Raw genomic sequence first — 18,661 nt, forward strand, 5'->3', positions numbered from 1 at the left:
TATAGTATAACGTATTAAGCGTCAACAATGAGAGGGGCGGCCATGCATGACCACGCCCATTGCATCGCCAAGGCCTTGGCCCATGTCGATGCGACCTGCGCCGAGGATGGCCTGCAGATGACACCGGTGCGCCGCCGCGTCCTGCAGATCCTGCTGGAAGGGCACCGTGCCCTTGGCGCCTACGAGATCCTGGACCGGCTGCGCGCCGAGGGCTTGGGCAGCCAGCCCCCGGTTGTCTATCGGGCGCTGGACTTCCTGATCCGCGCGGGCTTTGCCCACCGGATCGAGACGCTGAACGCCTTTGTCGCCTGCACCGAGGACACGCCCGGCCATGCGCCGGCCTTCCTGATCTGCCGCCAGTGCCGCCGCGTGATCGAGACGCCGGCCGAGCCCGCGGGCGGGCAGCTCAGGCGCGCGGCCGAGGGCGCGGGCTTCTCGATCGAAAGTGCCGTCCGCGAGGCCGAGGGGCTTTGCGCCGAATGCCGGGCCGCCGCGTGACAGGCGGGGGCGCACCGCTGGTGACGCTTGCGGGCGTATCGGTTGCCCTTGGTGGCCAGTCCATCCTGTCGGGCATCGACCTGTCGATCCGGCGGGGCGAGATCGTGACGGTCGTGGGGCCGAACGGGTCCGGCAAGACCACGCTGATGCGCACGATCATCGGCGCAGTCCCGCCCACGGCGGGCCGGATCACGCGGGCGCCGGGGCTGCGGCTCAGCTATGTGCCGCAGCGGCTGGCGATCGACCCGACCATGCCCATGACCCTTGCCGGCTTCATGAACCTGCCGCGCCGCCGCGATGCGGCCGTGGTCGCCTCCGCGCTGGAGCGGGCGGGGCTGGCGGGGTTGCAGGCCCGCCCGCTGGCCGCGCTGTCCGGCGGGCAGATGCAGCGGGCGCTTCTGGCCCGCGCGCTGCTGAACGATCCGGACCTGCTGATCCTCGACGAGGGCACTGCCGGGCTGGACCAGCCAGGGGTGGCGTCCTTCTATGAACGGATCGAGCAGGTGAACCGCGACACCGGCTGCGCCGTGCTGATGGTCAGCCATGACCTGCAGGTGGTGATGCGCGCCTCGGACCACGTCATCTGCCTGAACGGCCATATCTGCTGCGAAGGCACGCCCGAGAGCGTCTCGCTGTCCCCAGCCTACCTCGGGCTGTTCGGGGGGGCGGGCGGGGCGCTGGCGCTTTATCGCCACCATCACACCCATAGCCATGACGACGGCCAGCCCTGCGCGGGCCACACCCACGAGGACGCGGCCTGATGCTGGACGACTTCATGCTGCGCGCGGCCCTGGGCGCGATCGGCCTTGCGCTGGCCTGCGCGCCCTTGGGCTGCTTCGTCGTCTGGCGGCGCATGGCCTATTACGGTGACGCCACCGCGCACGCCGCCCTGCTGGGGGTGGCGCTGTCGCTGGCCTTGGTTCTGCCACTGTTTCCGGCAGTGATCGTCGTGGCCCTGGTGATGGCCGCGGTCGTGGCGGGGCTGGCCGGGCGGCAGTCAGTGGACACGATGCTCGGGGTGCTGTCGCACGGGGCGCTGGCGGCCGGGATGGTGGCGGTCAGCTTCGTGCAGGGTGTGCGGACGGACCTTTCCGCCTATCTGTTCGGGGACATCCTGTCGGTGTCGGCAGTGGACCTCGGCCTGATCTGGGGCGGGGCGGGGCTGGTCGCCGCGCTGATCGCTTGGCGCTGGTCCGCGCTGCTGCTGTCCACCCTGTCGCCCGAGATGGCGGTGGCCGACGGCATCCGCCCGCGCGCCGAGCAGTGGGTGCTGAACATCGCGCTGGCCCTGGTCGTCGCAGCCGGCATCCGCGTCGTCGGCGCGCTGCTGGTCAGCGCCATGCTGATCATCCCCGCCGCCGCCGCCCGGCCGCTGGCGCGCTCGCCTGAGGCGATGGTCGCCGCGACCGCGCTGATCGGATCGGCCGCAGGGCTGCTTGGATTGGGCGCGGCCTTCCGGCTGGACACGCCCACCGGCCCCACCATCGTCTGCGCCGCCGTGGCGATCTTCGCCGCCGTGACGACGCTGCGCCTGACGGTCCGGCGCCGTCCCGCCTGACCCCGTTTTTTCCGTGACGCCACGTTCCCGGGCACGCCTATACTGCGCGCAGGGAGAGGTCGAATCATGGAGACACGCCCTCACGCCGACCGCGTGATCGAGCGGACCCACGCGTCCAATGACCTGACGCCGCTGACGGCAAGCTGGCGGCGCTCGGCGCTGCGGCATGGGCTGGACCCGGCGCAACCCATCCGCGCGCGCAGGCTGACGGCGGCGGAACTGGCCGCCCGGCGCGAGGCGATGGAACACTTCCTGTCGGTCGCAGCGCAGCCGGTGGACGAGCTTTGCCGCATCGTCAGCGGATCGGGCTGCGCGGTGCTGCTGACGGATGCGGACGGTATCCTTCTGGACCGCCGCGCCTCGGCCGCCGATGCGCCCGTCTTCGACGCCTGGGCGCTGGCCCCCGGGGCCGACTGGTCCGAGGCCGCGCAGGGCACGAACGGCGTCGGCACCTGCCTGGCGGAAGGGCGCGGGGTCATCATCCACCGTGACCAGCATTTCCTGTCCGCCAACACGGGGATGAGCTGCATCGACGCCCCGATCCACGGCCCCGAGGGCCAGATCATCGCGGCGCTGGACGTGTCCAGCGCCCGGGCCGACGCAACCGAGGCGATGAACACCCTGATCGCCGCCATGGTCGCCCAGTCCGCCCGCGCCATCGAGGCCGCCTGGTTCCGCGCGGCCTTTCCCGACGCGCGCATCGTGGTGGCGGGCGAGGGGGTCGAGGCATTGGTCGCCGTGGACGGCGATGACCTCGCCATCGGCGCGACCCGCGCCGCCCGCCGCGCGCTGGGACTGCCGAAGACCGGTGCGCTGAAGCCGCGCCCGCTGTCGGACCTTCTGGCCGAGTCGCTGGATCGCGACGGCGGCTTCGGCCGCGCCGAGCGTGCCGCCGTGGTCCAGGCGCTTTCCCGCGCGGACGGGAACGTCACCGCGGCCGCCCGCGCCTTGGGCGTGGGCCGCGCCACGCTGTACCGGCGGATGAGCCGGCTGGGGATCGCGCCCGTTCAGGGCGCGTCTCGGAAGTGAGACAGTCGGGCGGGGCGATATCCGTCCCGTGAGTTGACCGACAGCGTGCGGCTTCGCACGATATGGCCGTCCGGAAACGAGGAGCCGGGCGGCATTCCTGGGGAGGAGACACCATGCCCAACGACCAGACGCATGAATTCAAGGGCGTCAGCGCCATGCCCTTCGCGGCGCGTTATGACAACTTCATCGGCGGCAAGTGGGTTGCGCCGAACGCGGGCCGCTACTTCGACAACACCACGCCGATCACCGGCGCGAAGATGAGCGAGATCGCGCGGTCGGACGAAACCGACATCAACCTCGCGCTGGACGCTGCCCATGCCGCCGCCGATGCTTGGGGCCGCACCAGCCCGCAGGAACGCTCGCGGGTCCTGCTGAACATCGCCGACCGGATGGAGGCGAACCTCGAACTGCTCGCCACCGCCGAGACCTGGGACAACGGCAAGCCGATCCGCGAGACGATGGCCGCCGACATCCCGCTGTCGATCGACCACTTCCGCTACTTCGCGGGCGTGCTGCGCGCGCAGGAAGGCTCGCTGTCCCAGATCGACGACAACACCGTCGCCTATCACTTCCACGAGCCGCTGGGCGTGGTGGGCCAGATCATCCCGTGGAACTTCCCGATCACGATGGCCTCGTGGAAGCTGGCGCCGGCGCTGGCCGCAGGGAACTGCGTGGTGCTGAAGCCCGCCGAACAGACGCCGGGCAGCATCATGGTGCTGATGGACCTGATCGCCGACCTGCTGCCGCCGGGTGTGCTGAACGTCGTCAACGGCTTCGGGCTGGAAGCCGGCAAGCCGCTGGCCTCGTCCAAGCGCATCGCCAAGATCGCCTTCACCGGCGAAACCTCGACTGGCCGGCTGATCATGCAATATGCCGCCGAGAACCTGATCCCGGTGACGCTGGAACTGGGCGGCAAGTCCCCGAACGTCTTCTTCGCCGATGTCGCGCGCGAGGATGACGATTTCTTCGACAAGGCGCTGGAAGGCTTCGCCATGTTCGCGCTGAACCAGGGCGAGGTCTGCACCTGCCCGTCGCGCGCGCTGGTTCAGGAGTCGATCTACGAGCGGTTCATGGAAAAGGCCGTGAAGCGTGTCGAGGCGATCAAGCAGGGCGACCCGCGCGCAAACGACACCATGATCGGGGCGCAGGCGTCGAAGGAACAGCACGACAAGATCCGGTCCTACTTCGACATCGGCCGGGGCGAGGGCGCCGAGGTGCTGACCGGGGGTGACGTGGCAGACCTCGGGGGGGAACTCTCCTCGGGCTACTACATCAAGCCGACGATCTTCTCCGGCAACAACAAGATGCGGATCTTCCAGGAGGAGATCTTCGGCCCCGTGGTGTCGGTCACGACCTTCAAGGACGAGGCCGAGGCGCTGGAGATCGCGAACGACACGCTCTACGGCCTCGGCGCGGGCGTGTGGAGCCGTGACGCGAACACCTGCTATCGCATGGGCCGCGGCATCAAGGCGGGCCGGGTATGGGTGAACAACTACCACGCCTATCCGGCGCACGCGGCCTTCGGCGGCTACAAGCAGTCGGGCATCGGGCGCGAAACGCACAAGATGATGCTGGACCACTACCAGCAGACCAAGAACATGCTGGTCAGCTACTCGCCGTCGAAGCTCGGCTTCTTCTGAGAACCTTGGGTTCGTGAAGCCACCGGCCCGTCGCAGCAATGCGGCGGGCCCTTTCGCTTGGCGTGCGGCATGGCGCGATCGTCACGGAACGCCTGGCCTTCGGCGCAGTTGTCTGGAAGCAGTGCATCCGGAGAAATGGCGATGGACGACGAACGCGTATGGAAGTTCGAGGAAAGCCTGTGGCGCGCCAGCGAGGAACGTTATCATGAGCGGGTCGATCCCGACTGCGTGATGGCGCTGAGCCAGGAGCCCTGGCTGTTCACCGGCAATGACGCCGTGGAGGCTGTCAGTCACACCCCCGCCTGGGAGCAGGTTTCCTTTTCGCGGCAGGACGTGCGCCGCTCGCAGGAGGGGCTGATCGCCATCGCCTATCAGGTGGCCGTGGCCAAGGGCGACACGCGGTTTTCGGCCGCCTGCACCTCGGTCTACCGCCGCCGCGCGCATGACGACTGGACCGTCGTCCAGCATACCCAGATCGCCCTTGATCCCCAGCAGGAGAATGCACGATGACCGACGACGCCAAGATCGAGGCCCGCTTCTGGAAGTCGCTCGCCGCCGAACGCGTGATGATGCTGGGCGTGGACGGGATCGAGGACGGCTTTGCCCGCCCGATGATTGTCCAGATCGACGAGGAACGCTCGCCCCTGTGGTTCTTCACCTCGAGCGAGAACCACATCGTCGAGGCGCTGAACCAGGGCCGCCGGGCCATCGCCACCTTCGCGGACAAGGGCGAGCTTTACGCCTCGATGCAGGGCAGCCTCAGCCTCTCGCAGGACCGGGCCATGATCGACAGGCTGTGGAACCCGCAGGTCGCCGCCTGGTACGAGGAGGGCAAGGACGACCCCAAGCTGCGGCTGCTGCGCTTTGACGCGGAGCGCGCCGAGATCTGGCTGGACGGGTCGAGCCTTGTCGCCGGGATCAAGTCGCTGCTGGGGGTGGACCCCAAGCAGGACTACAAGGACGACAAGGCCACCGTGTCGCTTTGATGCGCAGGGGACGGGCCGCTCAGGCCCGCCGCCCGATCCCCAGGATCTGGTACAGGATCAGTGCCGCCAGCGTGGCCGTGCCGATCCCGCCGATGGCAAAGCCGCCGACCGAGAACGAGAAGTCGCCCGACCCGAAGATCAGCGTCACACCGACCGTGAACAGGTTCCGCGGGTCCGAGAAATCGACCTTGTTGTCCACCCACAGCCGGATCATCGCCGCCGCGATCAGGCCGAAGACCGCCACGCCCAAGCCGCCCAGCACCGGCGCCGGGATGGTGCGCAGCAAGGCGCCGAACTTGGGCGAGAAGCCCAAGGCGATGGCGATGAAGGCCGCGATGACGAAGACCAGCGTGGAAAACACCTTGGTCACGGCCATGACGCCCATGTTTTCCACATAGGTCGTGACGCCCGTGCCGCCGCCCGCGCCCGACACCATCGTGGCGATGCCGTCGCCGATGAAGCCGCGTCCGATATAGGGGTCCATGTTCTGCCCGGTCATGCCACCGATGGCCTTGATGTGGCCCAAGTTCTCGGCCACCAGGATCAACGCGACCGGGGCGATCAGCATCATGGCCGAGGGTTCGAAGGTCGGGCTGTGGAAGGCGGGAGTTCCGAACCATGGCGCAGCCGCCAGTTCCGTGAAGTCGATGGCGGGCAGAAGCCCGAGGCCGTTGCCCAGCACCAGCACCGCCAGATAGCCGACCGCGATCCCCAGCAGGATCGAGACGCGCCGCAGCGCGAGCCGCCCATAGGTGGAAAACAGCGCGACCGACAGCAGCGTCAGCAGCGCGACGCCCGTATGCGCCCCCGTCCCCTGAATGCCCTGCACGCCGACCGATGCGAGGTTCAGGCCGATAGCCGCCCCGATGGCGCCGGTCACGGCAGGGGGCATCAGGCGCTCGATCCAGCCCGTGCCGGTCGCCATGACCAGCAGGCCGATCAGTGTATAAAGCGCGCCTGCCGCGATGATCCCGCCAAGGGCCGGACCGATGTTGAGGTTCGGGCCGCTGCCCGCATATCCGCTGGCCGCGATCACCACCGCGATGAAGGCAAAGGACGAGCCGAGGTAGCTGGGCACCCGCCCCCCGGTGCAGAGAAAGAAGATCAGCGTCCCGATGCCGGAGAACAGGATCGCGAGGTTCGGGTCGAAGCCCATCAGCAGCGGCGCAAGGATGGTCGAGCCCGACATCGCCACCAGGTGCTGCACCCCCATGGGGATCGCGGTCCCCCAGGGCAGTCGCTCATCCGGCAGGACGACCGCATTGCGCGTCACCGGCCAACGGGGAAAATAGCTCATTCTTCTGGTCCATCCTGGGTGCGGCGCCGTCCCCGCCTGCGTCCTCGCGCCTGTTTCCAGCGCACCGGGACGGGCAGGGAGCCTGCGGCGTCATGCACCGGCACCTGCGCCCGCGCAAGGCCACCGGACCAAAGGAAAAGGGGCATCGCAGGGATGCCCCCTTGAAGGCAGACCGCCCGCCAGGGTGGCGGGCCGTGGGGCAATCACCAGGCGGGGATGACCGCCCCTTCGTATTTCGTCTCGATGTATTCCTTGATCTCGGGCGAGTGATAGACCTCGACCAGAGTCTTGACCCAAGGCTGCTCCTCGTCGCCCTTGCGGACGGCGATCACGTTCGCATAGGGGCTGTCGGCCTTTTCCATCGCAATGGAATCCTCGCGCGGGCTGATCCCGGCGGCCAGCGCGAAGTTCGTGTTGATGACGGCCGCATCGGCGTCTTCCAGCGCACGGGGCAGCTGGGCCGCGTCAAGCTCGCGGAACTTCAGGTTCTTCGGGTTCTCGGTGATGTCCAGCACCGTCGGCACCAGGCCCGCGTCGGGGTTCACCTTGATCACGCCCTCGTCGGCCAGCACCAGCAGCGCGCGGCCGCCGTTGGTCGGGTCGTTCGGGATGGCGACATTGGCGCCCTCGGGCAGTTCGTCCAGCGACTTCAGCTTGCTGGAATAGACGCCCATGGGGGTGGTGATGGTCTTGGCGACGACTACCAGGTCAAAGCCCCGGTCCTTGATCTGGTTTTCCAGGAAGGGGACGTGCTGGAAGCTGTTGGCGTGGAGGTCGCCGTCGGCCAGCGCCGTGTTCGGCACGACATAGTCCGAGAACTCGACCACGTCGATGTTCAGGCCTTTCGCAGCGGCCAGCGGAACGATCTGTTCCATGATCTCGGCGTGCTCGCCGGGGGTGACGCCGACCTTGATGTCCTCGGCGGCGGCCATTCCGGCGCTCAGCGCCAGCGCGGCAGCGATCAGTCGCAGCATGGGTTGCTCCTTGAGATTAAAGTCCACGGTCCTTGGCGGCGCGGTGGTCCAGCCTGCGGGCGATCCATTCGCCGAAGGACTGCACCGCCTGCACCAGAACGATCAGGATCACGACCACCGCCAGCATCACGTCCGGCATGAAGCGCTGGTAGCCGTAGCGGATGCCGAGGTCGCCCAGGCCCTCGCCGCCGACCGCGCCGACCATGGCCGAGTAGCCGATCAGGCTGACAATGGCGAGGGTGAGGCCCAGCACGATGCCGGGCAGCGCCTCGGGCAGCAGCACCTTGGAGATGATCTGGCCGGGGGTGGCGCCCATGGCGCGGGCGGCCTCGATCAGCCCGCCCTCGACCTCGCGGACCGCGGTTTCGACGATACGGGCGATGAAGGGGGCTGCGGCCAGCGTCAGCGGCACGATGGCCGCCGTGGTGCCGATGGACGTGCCCGCGATCATGCGGGTGAAGGGGATGATCGCCACCACGAGGATGATGAAGGGGATCGACCGCAGCGCGTTCACCACCAGCCCCAGTACGCTGTTGGTAAGGGGCGCCGACAGCAGCTCGCCGCGTTTCGAGGTCGCCAGGAACACGCCCAGCGGCAGGCCCAGCACCGTGCCGATCAGGCCCGAGACGACGACCATGTAGATCGTCTGCAGCGTCGCTTCCCAGAGGATGGGGATCAGGTTAGCCGACATGGCCCAGCACCTCCGTCCGCAGGTCATGGGCGTGCAGGTATTCCTGCGCGCGAGGCAGCGCCTCGGCGGGCACCTGCACGGTCAGGTTGCCGAAGGGGCGGCCGTCGATCTCCTCGATGGAGCCGCCGAGGATGCTGGCGTCGATGCCGAGTTCCGCGCCAAGGCGCGACAGCACCGGATGGGTGGCGCTGTCGCCGGCGAAGGTGATCCGCAGGATGGCAGGCCCGTCGCCGCCGGGCACGATCCGCCGGGCGATGAAGCCGGGCAGCACCGTCCCGGTCACGCCCGACAGGAAGCTGCGGGTGACGGGGTCCTGCGGGTTGGCGAAGATGTCGTAGGTCTCGCCGGTCTCGACGATGCGGCCGGCTTCCATCACCGCGACATGGTGGCAGATGTCGCGGACCACGGCCATCTCGTGGGTGATCAGCAGGATCGTCAGGCCAAGCTCGCGGTTGATGTCGCGCAGAAGCGCGAGGACCGCCTGCGTCGTTTCGGGGTCGAGCGCGCTGGTCGCCTCGTCCGACAGCAGGACCTTGGGCTCGGTGGCAAGCGCCCGGGCGATGCCGACGCGCTGCTTCTGCCCGCCCGAAAGCTGCGCCGGATAGCGGTCGGCCAGCGCGCCGAGGCCCACAAGGTCGATCAGGCGGGCAACACGGCGGTCGATCTCGGGGCGTGCGATGCCCGCGATCTCCAGCGGCAGGGCCACGTTGCCGCGCACGGTGCGGTTCGCGAGCAGGTTGAAGTGCTGGAAGATCATGCCGACGTCGCGGCGCAGGGTCCGCAGCTCGCGCGCGGTCGCGGTGGTGACGTCGCGGCCCAGGACCTCGACCCGGCCGGACGAGGCGCGTTCCAGCCCGTTGACCAGCCGCAGCAGCGTGGACTTGCCCGCCCCCGAGCGGCCGATGACGCCGGTGATCCCGCCCGCCTGCACGTCCAGGCTGACGCGGTCCAGCGCGGCGACCGGGCCCCCGCGCTGGGGCCAGGTCTTGCTGACCTCGCGGAAGGTGATGGCGGCTTGGGACGGGGCAGTGTTCATGGGCGGTGAGGTATCGGGACTGACCACAGGCTTCAATGGCCGCAGGCGCGGCAAGGGGCGAAAAGGACGCCATTCACCATGCCCTGATGGCAGAACGGAACGCCGTGCCTGCCGTCGCGGCAAATCCCCTGAACTTTCCGCATTTGCCACAAGGCGCGGAAGTTTCTTCCGTCCGGGTCGACCGCCTTGCCATTCCTGCGGACGATTTTCCGGAACACCTCCGGCCGGCTGCCATTGGCGCAAGTCCGCCTGCCCCGGAGTTCCGGGGCAGGCGGACAGGGTCAACTTTCCGCGCTTCCTTCCAGATCAAACAGCGAGCGGTACTGGCGCGGCTGCGAGCGCAGGTACTGCTCGGGTGCACGGACCCTTGCCCCCAGGTGGGCGGCGGCGTGCCAGGGCCAGCGGGGATCGTACAGGATCGTGCGTGCCAGCCCGATCATGTCCGCGTCGCCCGTGCCGATGATCGCCTCGGCCTGTTCGTAGTCGGTGATCAGACCCACGGCGACGACCGGCATCTTCACCGCCTGCTTGACCGCGCGGGCCAGCGGCACCTGGTAGCTGGGACCGACGGGGATCTGCTGGCGCGGGTTCAGCCCGCCGCTGGACACATGGATCGCGTCGCAGCCCCGCGCTTCCAAAGCCTGCGCCAGTGCGACGGTCTGATCGATGTCCCAGCCGCCCTCGACCCAGTCCGTGCCCGACACGCGCACCGAGACGGGGCGGTCCGCCGGAAAGGCCTCGCGCACCGCGTCGAAGACCTCCAGCGTCAGGCGCATCCGGTTTTCAGGGCTGCCGCCGTAGTTGTCCGTGCGCCGGTTCGACAAGGGCGACAGGAACTGGTGCAGCAGGTAGCCGTGGGCGGCGTGAATCTGCACCGCCTCGATGCCCAGCCGTCCTGCCCGGCGCGCGGCGTCGCCAAAGGCGGTACGGACCCGCTCGATCCCCGCGCGGTCCAGCGCGGTGGGCGGGTTCTCTCCATCGGCAAAGGGCGCCGGGCTGGCCGACACGGTCTGCCAGCCGTTCGCGTGATCGGGCGCGATCTGGCGGCCGCCCTTCCACGGCAGGTCGGTCGAGGCCTTGCGCCCGGCATGGGCCAGCTGGATCGCGATGGGCATGTCGGACCAGCGCCGCACGCTTTCCAGCGTTCGCGCCATGGCCTGCTCGGTCTCGTCGGACCAAAGACCCACGTCGCCATAGGTGATGCGGCCTTCGGGCTCGACCGCCGTGGCCTCGATCGTCAGCAGCCCCGCGCCGGACAGGGCAAGGTGGCCCAGGTGGATCAGGTGCCAGTCGGTCATGCAGCCGTCCTGCGCCGAATAGGTGCACATCGGCGCGATGACGATGCGGTTGGACAGCTTGAGCTTGCCCACGGTCAGCGGGCTGAACAGGCGGGATGTCATGCGGCGGTTTCCTTCTTTGCCTTGGCAACAGCGTTGAGCCCGGATCGTTCCCGGTGCAAGCCTGCATGGCAGGGCTGCGGCTGGCGCAGTTGTTCCGCGCTCGGTTCGCACTATGTTCCCGCACCATGGATGGATCCACCGCACACATGACCTGGGCCGCGCAGGAGGTCTCGGGGCCGCCGCTGCTGGCCGGCTTCGAATGCGGCCGCCTGCACTGGAACGGCCACGACCTGCTTCACTCGACCGGCCACCTGCCCGACGGCCGGATGCAGCACCATTATGCCACGGCCGTGGCCGAGGGCGCGTCGGGCGCGCGCGACGGCCTGTCCTGGCGCCACGATGTCGTGGAACGTGTCCGTGCCGTGCCGGACGGCTTCCCGGTGATCTGGGACTTCGCGCATTTCGACCTGCCGCCGCGTCCGGCGCAGCACGCGCTGGCCTGCGCCATGGCGCTGCCGCCGAATTCCTGGGCCATCGCCGTCAACGAGCCCTCGGTCGGTCGCCGGGTGTCGGGCATCATCCGCTCGCGCGCGGTCAAGGCGGCGCTGCGGATGATGACCACGGTGGCGATGCTGCCGGATCGGCCGCGCTTCGCGACCTGCGACCCCTTCCATCACCTGCATCCCGAGGTCTTCCGCGCCACCGACCAGCTGGTCGCCAGCGGGCTGATCGAGATGGTGGGCATCAACTACTATCCCCACCATGCCATCGAGCCGCTGCACCATGTCCTGCGTGTCGTGGCCGACCGCTGGCGGCTGCCGGTGATGATCACCGAGACCGGCTGGCACGACGGGCTGCACGCGGCGCACCGGCGCTTTCCCCATATCCACGACCGCTGGGGCTGGCTGGCCCATGTGCGGGCCGAGGTGGAACGCTCGGGCGTGCCGGTCGCGGGGATCTGCTGGTATCCCTGGCTCGACATGCCCGACTGGGGCGACCCGCACCGCGGCCGCTGGCCCTGCGGCTGGCCCGGCCATCAGGCCTGAGATCGGGGACGATACGCCCGGCGTCATTCCTCATGCGCCCCGGCTGGTCTGGTGAAGGGTCAGACGAGGCATCGTCGCAGACGAAGGCCCCGCCGCGACCATCCCGGCGGGGCCTTGTCATTCGTTTCGGCAGGGTCGGTCGCAAACCGGACCCCTGGCAGGATGCGGACCCGAAGGTCCGCGCCCCTTGGGACAGCGTCAGCCTTCGCCCATGCCCTCGGCGGGTTGGGGCGCGGCGCCGGCGCGGACCTTTTCCTCGATCCGGGCGCCGATGCCGGCATCGATCGACTTCCAGTAGTCGAAGGCGCGGCTGAGGACCGGCTCGCGCACGCCGCCCGACAGGCTGCCCGCGACGGTGTTGACCAGGGCCTCACGCTCGGCCTCGCTGAAGACCTCGCGCACCATGGTGCCGGGCTGGCTGAAGTCGTCGTCGCCCTCGCGCAGCGTATAGGCGCTGCGGACCATGTCGCCATCGGCCTGCCAGCCGTTGTCCACGCGGCCCTGCTCGTCCGACCAGGGGCGGTTCGCGCTGTTCGGGGCATAGACGGGGGCCGAGCCGGTGTGCAGGTATTCCATCGGGCCGCCGAACATGTAGGTGTTCACCGGCACCTTCGGCCGGTTCACCGGCAACTGGTGGAAGTTCGCGCCGATGCGGTTCCGCTGCGCGTCGTTATAGGCAAAGGCGCGGCCCTGCAGCATCTTGTCGGGCGACAGGCCGATGCCCGGAACGGTGTTGCCCGGCGAGAAGGCGGCCTGCTCGATCTGGGCGTGGAAGTTTTCCGGGTTCCGGTTCAGCGTCATCCGGCCGACCTTGATCAGCGGATAGTCCCCGTGCGGCCAGACCTTGGTCAGGTCGAAGGGGTTGATGCGGTAGGTCCGGGCGTCCTCATAAGGCATGACCTGGACCGACATCTCCCACGACGGGAAGTCGCCCTTGGCGATGGCGTCGAACAGGTCGCGGCGGTGGAAGTCGGCGTCACGGCCGGACATGAGCGAGGCTTCCTCGTCCGTGAAGAACTTCATGCCCTGATTGGTGTGGAAGTGGTACTTCACCCAGAAGCGGTCGCCGTCCTCGTTCACCCACATGTAGGTGTGCGAGCCGTAGCCGTTCATGTGCCGCCAGGTGCGCGGCAGGCCGCGCGGGCCCATCAGGTAGGTGACCTGGTGCGCGCTTTCGGGGTTCAGCGTCCAGAAGTCCCACTGCATGTGGTTGTCGCGCAGACCGCTGTCGGGCAGGCGCTTCTGGCTGCGGATGAAGTGCGGGAACTTCATCGGGTCGCGCACGAAGAAGATCGGCGTGTTGTTCCCGACGAGGTCATAGTTGCCCTCGGAAGTGTAGAACTTCAGCGAGAAGCCGCGGACGTCGCGCCAGGTGTCGGGGCTGCCCTGCTCGCCGGCCACGGTGGAAAAGCGGGCCAGCATCTCGGTCTGCGCGCCCTTCTGGAACAGCGCGGCCTTGGTGAAGCGCGACACGTCCTCGGTCGTCTCGAAGACGCCGAAGGCGCCCGAGCCCTTGGCGTGGGGCTGGCGCTCGATGGTCTTTTCCCGGTTGAAATGGGCCATCTGCTCAAGGAAATGCACGTCGCTCAGCACGATGGGGCCATCGGCGCCGACGCTCAGGCTGAAGCGGTCGCTGACGGCGGGCGCGCCCGTGGACATGGTCGAGGGGAACTTCGGCTTATCGGAATGATCCGACATAATTATCCTTTCTTCCTTGGTTGGCGCGCATCCTTACAGGGCACGCTCTGCCTTGAAAATGAGTGCGCGCCCGTGACGTGACGGGACCCGCGGCGGGGGCCGCAGTGCATGGACAGCCGCCTTTTGGAAGCAGGCCACGCCTCGCTGGGGATCGCACTCTTTTGCCTTTTTTGCGGGCCGGAGCAAGACCCTTGAGAGGATTTGTCAGGTACTCACGCCAAAGTGGCCCCTTGCTTACGCCGCGTTCAGGCTGCTCAATCCCGCGCTGAAATGGGCGCGGCAAACAACGCGCCTCGGGGTAGGCAGGCCGAAGGCCGCGCAAGGGGGCATGACATGGTGGAACACACGATCTTCGATTACGCGCTGGACCGGAATCCGGCCAACCATGTTCCGCTGTCGCCCCTGTCGTTCATCCAGCGCACGGCGGCGATCTACCCCGATTACCCCGCCGTGTCCTACAACGGCGTCCGCCGAACCTGGGCCGAGACCTATGACCGCACCCGCCGCCTGGCGAGCGCCCTGGCGGGCCGCGGCATCGGCAAGGGCGACACGGTGGCGGTGGTCGCGGCCAACATCCCCGAGATGTTCGAGGCGCATTTCGGCGTCCCCATGGCAGGCGCGGTGCTGAACGCGATCAACACGCGGCTGGATGCCGAGGGCATCGCCTTCATCCTCAAGCACGGCGAGGCCAAGGTCCTGATCGTGGACCCCGAGTTCTCGGATGTCGTGGAACGCGCCGTCCGCATCGCCCATGCGCCGGATCTGCTGGTCGTGGACATCCTCGATCCCAGCTTCGAGGGCGGCCAGCGCATCGGCCGGCTGACCTATGACGAGCTTCTGGCCGAGGGCGATCCGGGTTTCGCCTGGGTGATGCCCGATGACGAATGGGACGCCATCGCGCTGAACTATACCTCGGGGACGACGGGCGATCCCAAGGGCGTCGTTTATCACCACCGGGGTGCGGCGCTGAACGCGCTGTCCAACATCGTCACCTGGGGGATGGGGCACCATGCGCGCTATCTGTGGACGCTGCCCATGTTCCACTGCAACGGCTGGTGCTTTCCCTGGACCATTGCGGCCAACGCGGGGGTCGCCGTCTGCCTGCGCGCGGTCCGTGCCGAGCCGATCTTCCAGCTGATCCGGGACGAGAAGGTGACGCATTTCTGCGGCGCCCCCATCGTGCTGAACATGCTGGCCAGCGCCCCCGATCACCTCAAGGACTTCAACCACGAGGTGAAGGTAATGACTGCCGGCGCCCCGCCCCCCGCCAAGGTGATCGAGGCGATGGAGGGCATGGGCGTCGAGGTGACCCATGTCTACGGCCTGACCGAGACCTACGGCCCCTCGGTGGTCTGCGCCTGGAAGGGCGAGTGGGACAGCCGCAACCAAGGCGAGCGCGCCCGGCTGAAGGTGCGCCAGGGCGTCCCCAACATCGCGCTGTCCGAGATGATGGTGGCCGACCCCGACACGCTTGCGCCCGTGCCCGCCGACGGCACCACCATGGGCGAGGTCTTCATGCGCGGCAACAACGTCATGAAGGGCTACCTGAAGAACCCCAGTTCCACCGAGAAGGCCTTCCGCGGGGGCTGGTTCGCGTCGGGCGACTTGGGCGTGATGCACCCGGACGGCTATGTGGAACTGAAGGACCGGTCCAAGGACATCATCATTTCGGGCGGCGAGAACATCTCGTCGATCGAGGTCGAGGACGTGCTGTATCGTCACCCGGCGGTGATGGTCGCGGCGGTGGTGGCGAAACCGGACGAGAAATGGGGCGAGACCCCCTGCGCCTTCATCGAGCTGCGCGATGGCACCACGGCCGACGAGGCCGAGATCATCGCATTCTGCCGCGACAACCTCGCGCATTACAAATGCCCCCGGAAGGTGGTGTTCGGCGAGTTGCCCAAGACGCCCACCGGCAAGATCCAGAAGTTCATGCTGCGCGCCCGCGCCAAGGAGATGTGAGGGCGGAGAACCGCGCCCCAGCCGCCAAGCCGGGGCGGTCTTTCGGCCACCCGGCCCTCAGGGCCGGGCGCGGGTCCAGCCCGCCGCCCGGTCCTCCATCCAGCGGAAGCCCGCGTGGATCAGCAGCGCGAGGATGCCCACCACGACCCCGCCCTGCACGACAAAGGCAGTGTTCGAGGACAAGAGCCCCGCGATGATGACCTCGCCCAGCGTGCGTGCGGCGACGGTGGACCCGATGGTGGCGGTGGACAGCGCGATGACGGCGGACAGCCGCACGCCCGACAGGATCACCGGCAGCGCAAGCGGCAGTTCCACCTGCCACAACCGCTGGGCGGGGGTCATGCCCATGCCGCGCGCGGCCTCGATCACCTGCGGGGGCAGGTTGGTCAGGCCCGCCAGCGTGTTCTCGAAGATCGGCAGAAGGCCGTAAAGGAGCAGCGCCAGCAGCGTTGGGCCGGTGCCGAACCCCATCACCGGGACGGCCAGCGCCAGCACTGCCACGGGCGGAAAGGTCTGCCCGACCGAGGCCACCGTGCGCGCCAGCGGAAGGAAGTCCCGTCCGAAGGGCCGCGTGACCAGCACCCCCAAGCCCACCGCCAGCACCGAGGCCGCCAGCACCGCCCCCGCCACCATCCCCAAGTGCGACAGCGTCAGCGACAGAAGGCTCGTCTGCGTATAGACCGGCGGCGCGCCGTTCCGCGTCAGGGGCCGCAGCAGGGGCGCGTAGCTTTCGGGCGACAGAAGAAAGGCCAGCAGCAGAACCGCCGCCGCCAGCAACGCAAGGCGCCCGGTCATGGGGAACGCCCCTCGGCCGCCCGGCGCAGGGCCTCCAGCGTCACCAATCCGCCGCCCTCGACAGGCAGCGCCGTACGCCCGCTCCACAGGCACAGCGCCAGCGCGTCCCGCAGCGAGGCATCGGGGGCGACCGGGGGCCCCTCGGCGTCGCCGGGCCGGACCAAGTCGGCCACGCAGGCTAAGGACAGCAGGTGGAAGGGCCGCTCGTCCGTGCCGATCAGGCGGGCCACGAAGGGCGTGGCGGGCGTGGTCAGGATCTCGCGCGGGGGGGCGTATTGCAGCAGGCGGCCCTGTTCCATCACGGCGATGCGGTCGCCCAGGCTGATCGCCTCGGTCATGTCATGGGTGACGATGACCAGCGTGGTGCCAAGCTCGCGCTGGATGCGGCGCAGGTCCGCCTGGGCCCGGGCGCGGATCACGGGGTCGAGTGCGCCGAAGGGCTCGTCCATCAGCAAGAGGTCCGGCCGGGCGGCCAGGGCGCGCGCCACGCCCACGCGCTGCTGCTGGCCGCCCGAAAGCTGGTGGGGCATCCGGTCGCGGAACTCGGCGGGGGGAAGCTGAAACAGCTCCAGCAACTCGTCCACGCGCGCGGCGATACGGGCGCGGTCCCAGCCCAGAAGGCGCGGCACCGTGCCGATGTTCTGCGCCACCGTGCGGTGGGGGAACAGCCCGTGCCCCTGGATCGCATAACCGATCCGGCGGCGCAGGAGATGCGGGGGCAGCGCGGCGGTGTCGGTTCCGTCGATCCGCACGCGGCCCGAGGTGGGTTCCACCAGCCGGTTGATCATCCGCAACAGCGTCGTCTTGCCCGACCCCGAGGTGCCGACCAGCGCCGCGATCTGCCCCCGTTCGACCGTCAGGCTGACGTCATCCACGGCGGCAACCGGGCCATAGCGCTTCGTCAGGTGCTCGATCTCGATCATGCGCGGGCCTTTCGCGGGTCGAGCCCCTCCAGAGCCAGGTCCAGCGCGATACGCGACACCAAGGCCAGCGCGATGGTCGGCAGCGCGCCCAGCAGCACGAGGTCCATGGCCGTCTGGTTCAGCCCTTGAAACACGAAACTGCCGAAGCCGCCGCCGCCGATCAGCCCGGCGATGACGGCAAGGCCGATGTTCTGGACCAGCACGATGCGGACCGCCGCCAGCAGGACGGGCAGCGTCAGCGGGATCATCACCTGTGCCAAGGTCTGCGCGCGCGTCATGCCAAGGCCCGCCGCGGCCTCGCGGACGCCTTGGGGAACGCTTCCCAGTCCGGCCAGCAGGTTCGAGACGACCGGCAGCAGCGAATACAGGAACAGCGCCACCAGCGCCGGGAAGGCGCCGATCCCGGCGATCCCCGCTGCCGCCGCCCCCGGCACACTTGCCGCGATCCAGCCGAACAGGGGGATCATGATCCCGAACAGCGCCAGCGACGGGATCGTCTGGACAACGTTCAGGACGCCCAGCACCGCCCCCCGCAGGCGGGGCGCCTCGTGGATCAGGATGCCCAGCGGCAGCCCCAGGGCCAACGCTGCTCCCAGTGAACCGAAGGCAAGCGCCAGATGCCCCTGCGCCTCGCGCCAGAAGGTTTCGCGCCGCGCGGCGTATTCCCGCATGACCGACAGGTCATCCATGAGCCCCGTTCCGAGTATCAGCGCGCCTGCCGCGACCGCTCCCGCAAGCAGCGCCCAGCGCCAGAGGGGCCGGAGCGCCAGCCGCGACAGGGCATCGCCCAGGGCCAGCGCGAAAGCCGCGAGCAGCAGCCAGAAGCCCGCGCCCAGCGAGACGCGCGCGATGCGGTCGCCCTCTGGCACCAGCGCGCCGGCGGCGGCCCCGGCGGACAGGATCACCGCCAGCAGCCCGGCCAGGGCCAGCGCAAGCCCCGCACGCGCCGGACAGCGGGCCGGAACCGCCAGGGCAAGCGCCCCCACCAGCGCCGCCGCAACGAGCCAGCCCCAGGGGCCGAGCGCGTCGGGCAGGCTCAGCCCCTCTCCGGCGACGATGCGGTTTGCGCGGAACTGGACGAATGGCAGGGCAAGGCCCACCAGCCCGAGGGTCGCGAACAGAAGCCCCGGACGACTTACGCCGGGCCGCGTTCCGACGGCAGCCGGGTTCATCCGCTGCCGGGCGGGC

At 69.0% G+C, this 18,661-nt stretch carries 18 protein-coding genes; 9 read left to right on the top strand and 9 right to left on the bottom strand.

What is annotated here, in order from left to right; all coding sequences use genetic code 11:
• Positions 1–42 precede the first annotated feature (42 nt).
• From ACFFII_RS12580 to ACFFII_RS12610, 7 genes are all read left to right on the top strand, one after another.
• Positions 43–498, top strand: coding sequence for a transcriptional repressor (locus tag ACFFII_RS12580; protein ID WP_377699220.1), 456 nt, complete (start codon positions 43–45; stop codon positions 496–498).
• Positions 480–1,259 carry a metal ABC transporter ATP-binding protein gene (locus ACFFII_RS12585; protein ID WP_377699221.1) on the top strand — a complete coding sequence of 260 codons (780 nt, stop codon included), beginning with the start codon at positions 480–482 and terminating at the stop codon, positions 1,257–1,259. Before ACFFII_RS12580 ends, ACFFII_RS12585 begins: the two co-directional genes overlap by 19 nt.
• Positions 1,259–2,056 carry a metal ABC transporter permease gene (locus ACFFII_RS12590; protein WP_377699222.1) on the top strand — a complete coding sequence of 266 codons (798 nt, stop codon included), beginning with the start codon at positions 1,259–1,261 and terminating at the stop codon, positions 2,054–2,056. The genes ACFFII_RS12585 and ACFFII_RS12590 overlap by 1 nt, the downstream gene beginning before the upstream one ends.
• Before the next feature lie 66 nt (positions 2,057–2,122).
• The gene (locus ACFFII_RS12595) at positions 2,123–3,085 is read left to right on the top strand and encodes a GAF domain-containing protein (RefSeq protein WP_377699223.1); all 963 of its coding nucleotides are present in this window, start codon (positions 2,123–2,125) and stop codon (positions 3,083–3,085) included.
• A 113-nt stretch (positions 3,086–3,198) separates the two neighbouring features.
• Positions 3,199–4,725 (top strand): aldehyde dehydrogenase, encoded by a 1,527-nt coding sequence (adh, locus tag ACFFII_RS12600; RefSeq protein ID WP_377699224.1) that lies wholly within the window; start codon positions 3,199–3,201, stop codon positions 4,723–4,725.
• Positions 4,726–4,866: 141 nt separating this feature from the next.
• Complete coding sequence (locus tag ACFFII_RS12605; RefSeq protein ID WP_377699225.1) at positions 4,867–5,235, top strand: hypothetical protein; 369 nt, start codon at positions 4,867–4,869, stop codon at positions 5,233–5,235.
• A complete protein-coding gene (locus ACFFII_RS12610) occupies positions 5,232–5,711 on the top strand; it encodes a pyridoxamine 5'-phosphate oxidase family protein (protein WP_377699226.1) in 480 nt (159 codons plus the stop codon). The genes ACFFII_RS12605 and ACFFII_RS12610 overlap by 4 nt, the downstream gene beginning before the upstream one ends.
• 19 nt (positions 5,712–5,730) lie before the next feature.
• On the opposite strand, the gene ACFFII_RS12615 is transcribed toward ACFFII_RS12610, so the two are convergent.
• From ACFFII_RS12615 to ACFFII_RS12635, 5 genes are all read right to left on the bottom strand, one after another.
• On the bottom strand, positions 5,731–7,008 hold the full coding sequence (locus ACFFII_RS12615; protein WP_377699227.1) for a solute carrier family 23 protein: 1,278 nt from the start codon (positions 7,006–7,008) through the stop codon (positions 5,731–5,733).
• 203 nt (positions 7,009–7,211) lie between these two features.
• On the bottom strand, positions 7,212–7,982 hold the full coding sequence (locus ACFFII_RS12620; protein WP_377699228.1) for a MetQ/NlpA family ABC transporter substrate-binding protein: 771 nt from the start codon (positions 7,980–7,982) through the stop codon (positions 7,212–7,214).
• A gap of 16 nt (positions 7,983–7,998) precedes the next feature.
• Positions 7,999–8,673, bottom strand: coding sequence for a methionine ABC transporter permease (locus ACFFII_RS12625; protein WP_377699229.1), 675 nt, complete (start codon positions 8,671–8,673; stop codon positions 7,999–8,001).
• The gene (locus ACFFII_RS12630) at positions 8,663–9,709 is read right to left on the bottom strand and encodes a methionine ABC transporter ATP-binding protein (RefSeq protein WP_377699230.1); all 1,047 of its coding nucleotides are present in this window, start codon (positions 9,707–9,709) and stop codon (positions 8,663–8,665) included. The genes ACFFII_RS12625 and ACFFII_RS12630 overlap by 11 nt, the downstream gene beginning before the upstream one ends.
• A gap of 281 nt (positions 9,710–9,990) precedes the next feature.
• The gene (locus ACFFII_RS12635) at positions 9,991–11,109 is read right to left on the bottom strand and encodes an NADH:flavin oxidoreductase/NADH oxidase (RefSeq protein WP_377699231.1); all 1,119 of its coding nucleotides are present in this window, start codon (positions 11,107–11,109) and stop codon (positions 9,991–9,993) included.
• Positions 11,110–11,234: 125 nt separating this feature from the next.
• On the opposite strand from ACFFII_RS12635, the gene ACFFII_RS12640 reads away from it, so the two are divergent.
• Positions 11,235–12,095: a hypothetical protein gene (locus tag ACFFII_RS12640; protein WP_377699232.1), complete on the top strand. Its 861-nt coding sequence runs from the start codon at positions 11,235–11,237 to the stop codon at positions 12,093–12,095.
• 198 nt (positions 12,096–12,293) lie between these two features.
• Here the strand turns inward: ACFFII_RS12640 and ACFFII_RS12645 are convergent, their stop codons facing one another.
• Complete coding sequence (locus ACFFII_RS12645; RefSeq protein WP_377699233.1) at positions 12,294–13,793, bottom strand: catalase; 1,500 nt, start codon at positions 13,791–13,793, stop codon at positions 12,294–12,296.
• Between the two features lie 333 nt (positions 13,794–14,126).
• On the opposite strand from ACFFII_RS12645, the gene ACFFII_RS12650 reads away from it, so the two are divergent.
• Positions 14,127–15,755 carry an acyl-CoA synthetase gene (locus ACFFII_RS12650; RefSeq protein ID WP_377699234.1) on the top strand — a complete coding sequence of 543 codons (1,629 nt, stop codon included), beginning with the start codon at positions 14,127–14,129 and terminating at the stop codon, positions 15,753–15,755.
• A gap of 57 nt (positions 15,756–15,812) precedes the next feature.
• On the opposite strand, the gene ACFFII_RS12655 is transcribed toward ACFFII_RS12650, so the two are convergent.
• The 3 genes from ACFFII_RS12655 to ACFFII_RS12665 are packed head-to-tail and all read right to left on the bottom strand — an operon-like array spanning position 15,813 to position 18,645.
• Positions 15,813–16,550, bottom strand: a complete 738-nt coding sequence (locus ACFFII_RS12655; RefSeq protein WP_377699235.1) for an ABC transporter permease — start codon at positions 16,548–16,550, stop codon at positions 15,813–15,815.
• Positions 16,547–17,473 carry an ABC transporter ATP-binding protein gene (locus tag ACFFII_RS12660; protein WP_377699236.1) on the bottom strand — a complete coding sequence of 309 codons (927 nt, stop codon included), beginning with the start codon at positions 17,471–17,473 and terminating at the stop codon, positions 16,547–16,549. Before ACFFII_RS12660 ends, ACFFII_RS12655 begins: the two co-directional genes overlap by 4 nt.
• On the bottom strand, positions 17,470–18,645 hold the full coding sequence (locus ACFFII_RS12665; protein WP_377699237.1) for an ABC transporter permease: 1,176 nt from the start codon (positions 18,643–18,645) through the stop codon (positions 17,470–17,472). The genes ACFFII_RS12660 and ACFFII_RS12665 overlap by 4 nt, the downstream gene beginning before the upstream one ends.
• Positions 18,646–18,661 lie beyond the last annotated feature (16 nt).

Origin of the sequence: Paracoccus niistensis (assembly GCF_042432925.1) — a bacterium.
GTDB classification, from domain to species: Bacteria; Pseudomonadota; Alphaproteobacteria; order Rhodobacterales; family Rhodobacteraceae; genus Paracoccus; species Paracoccus niistensis.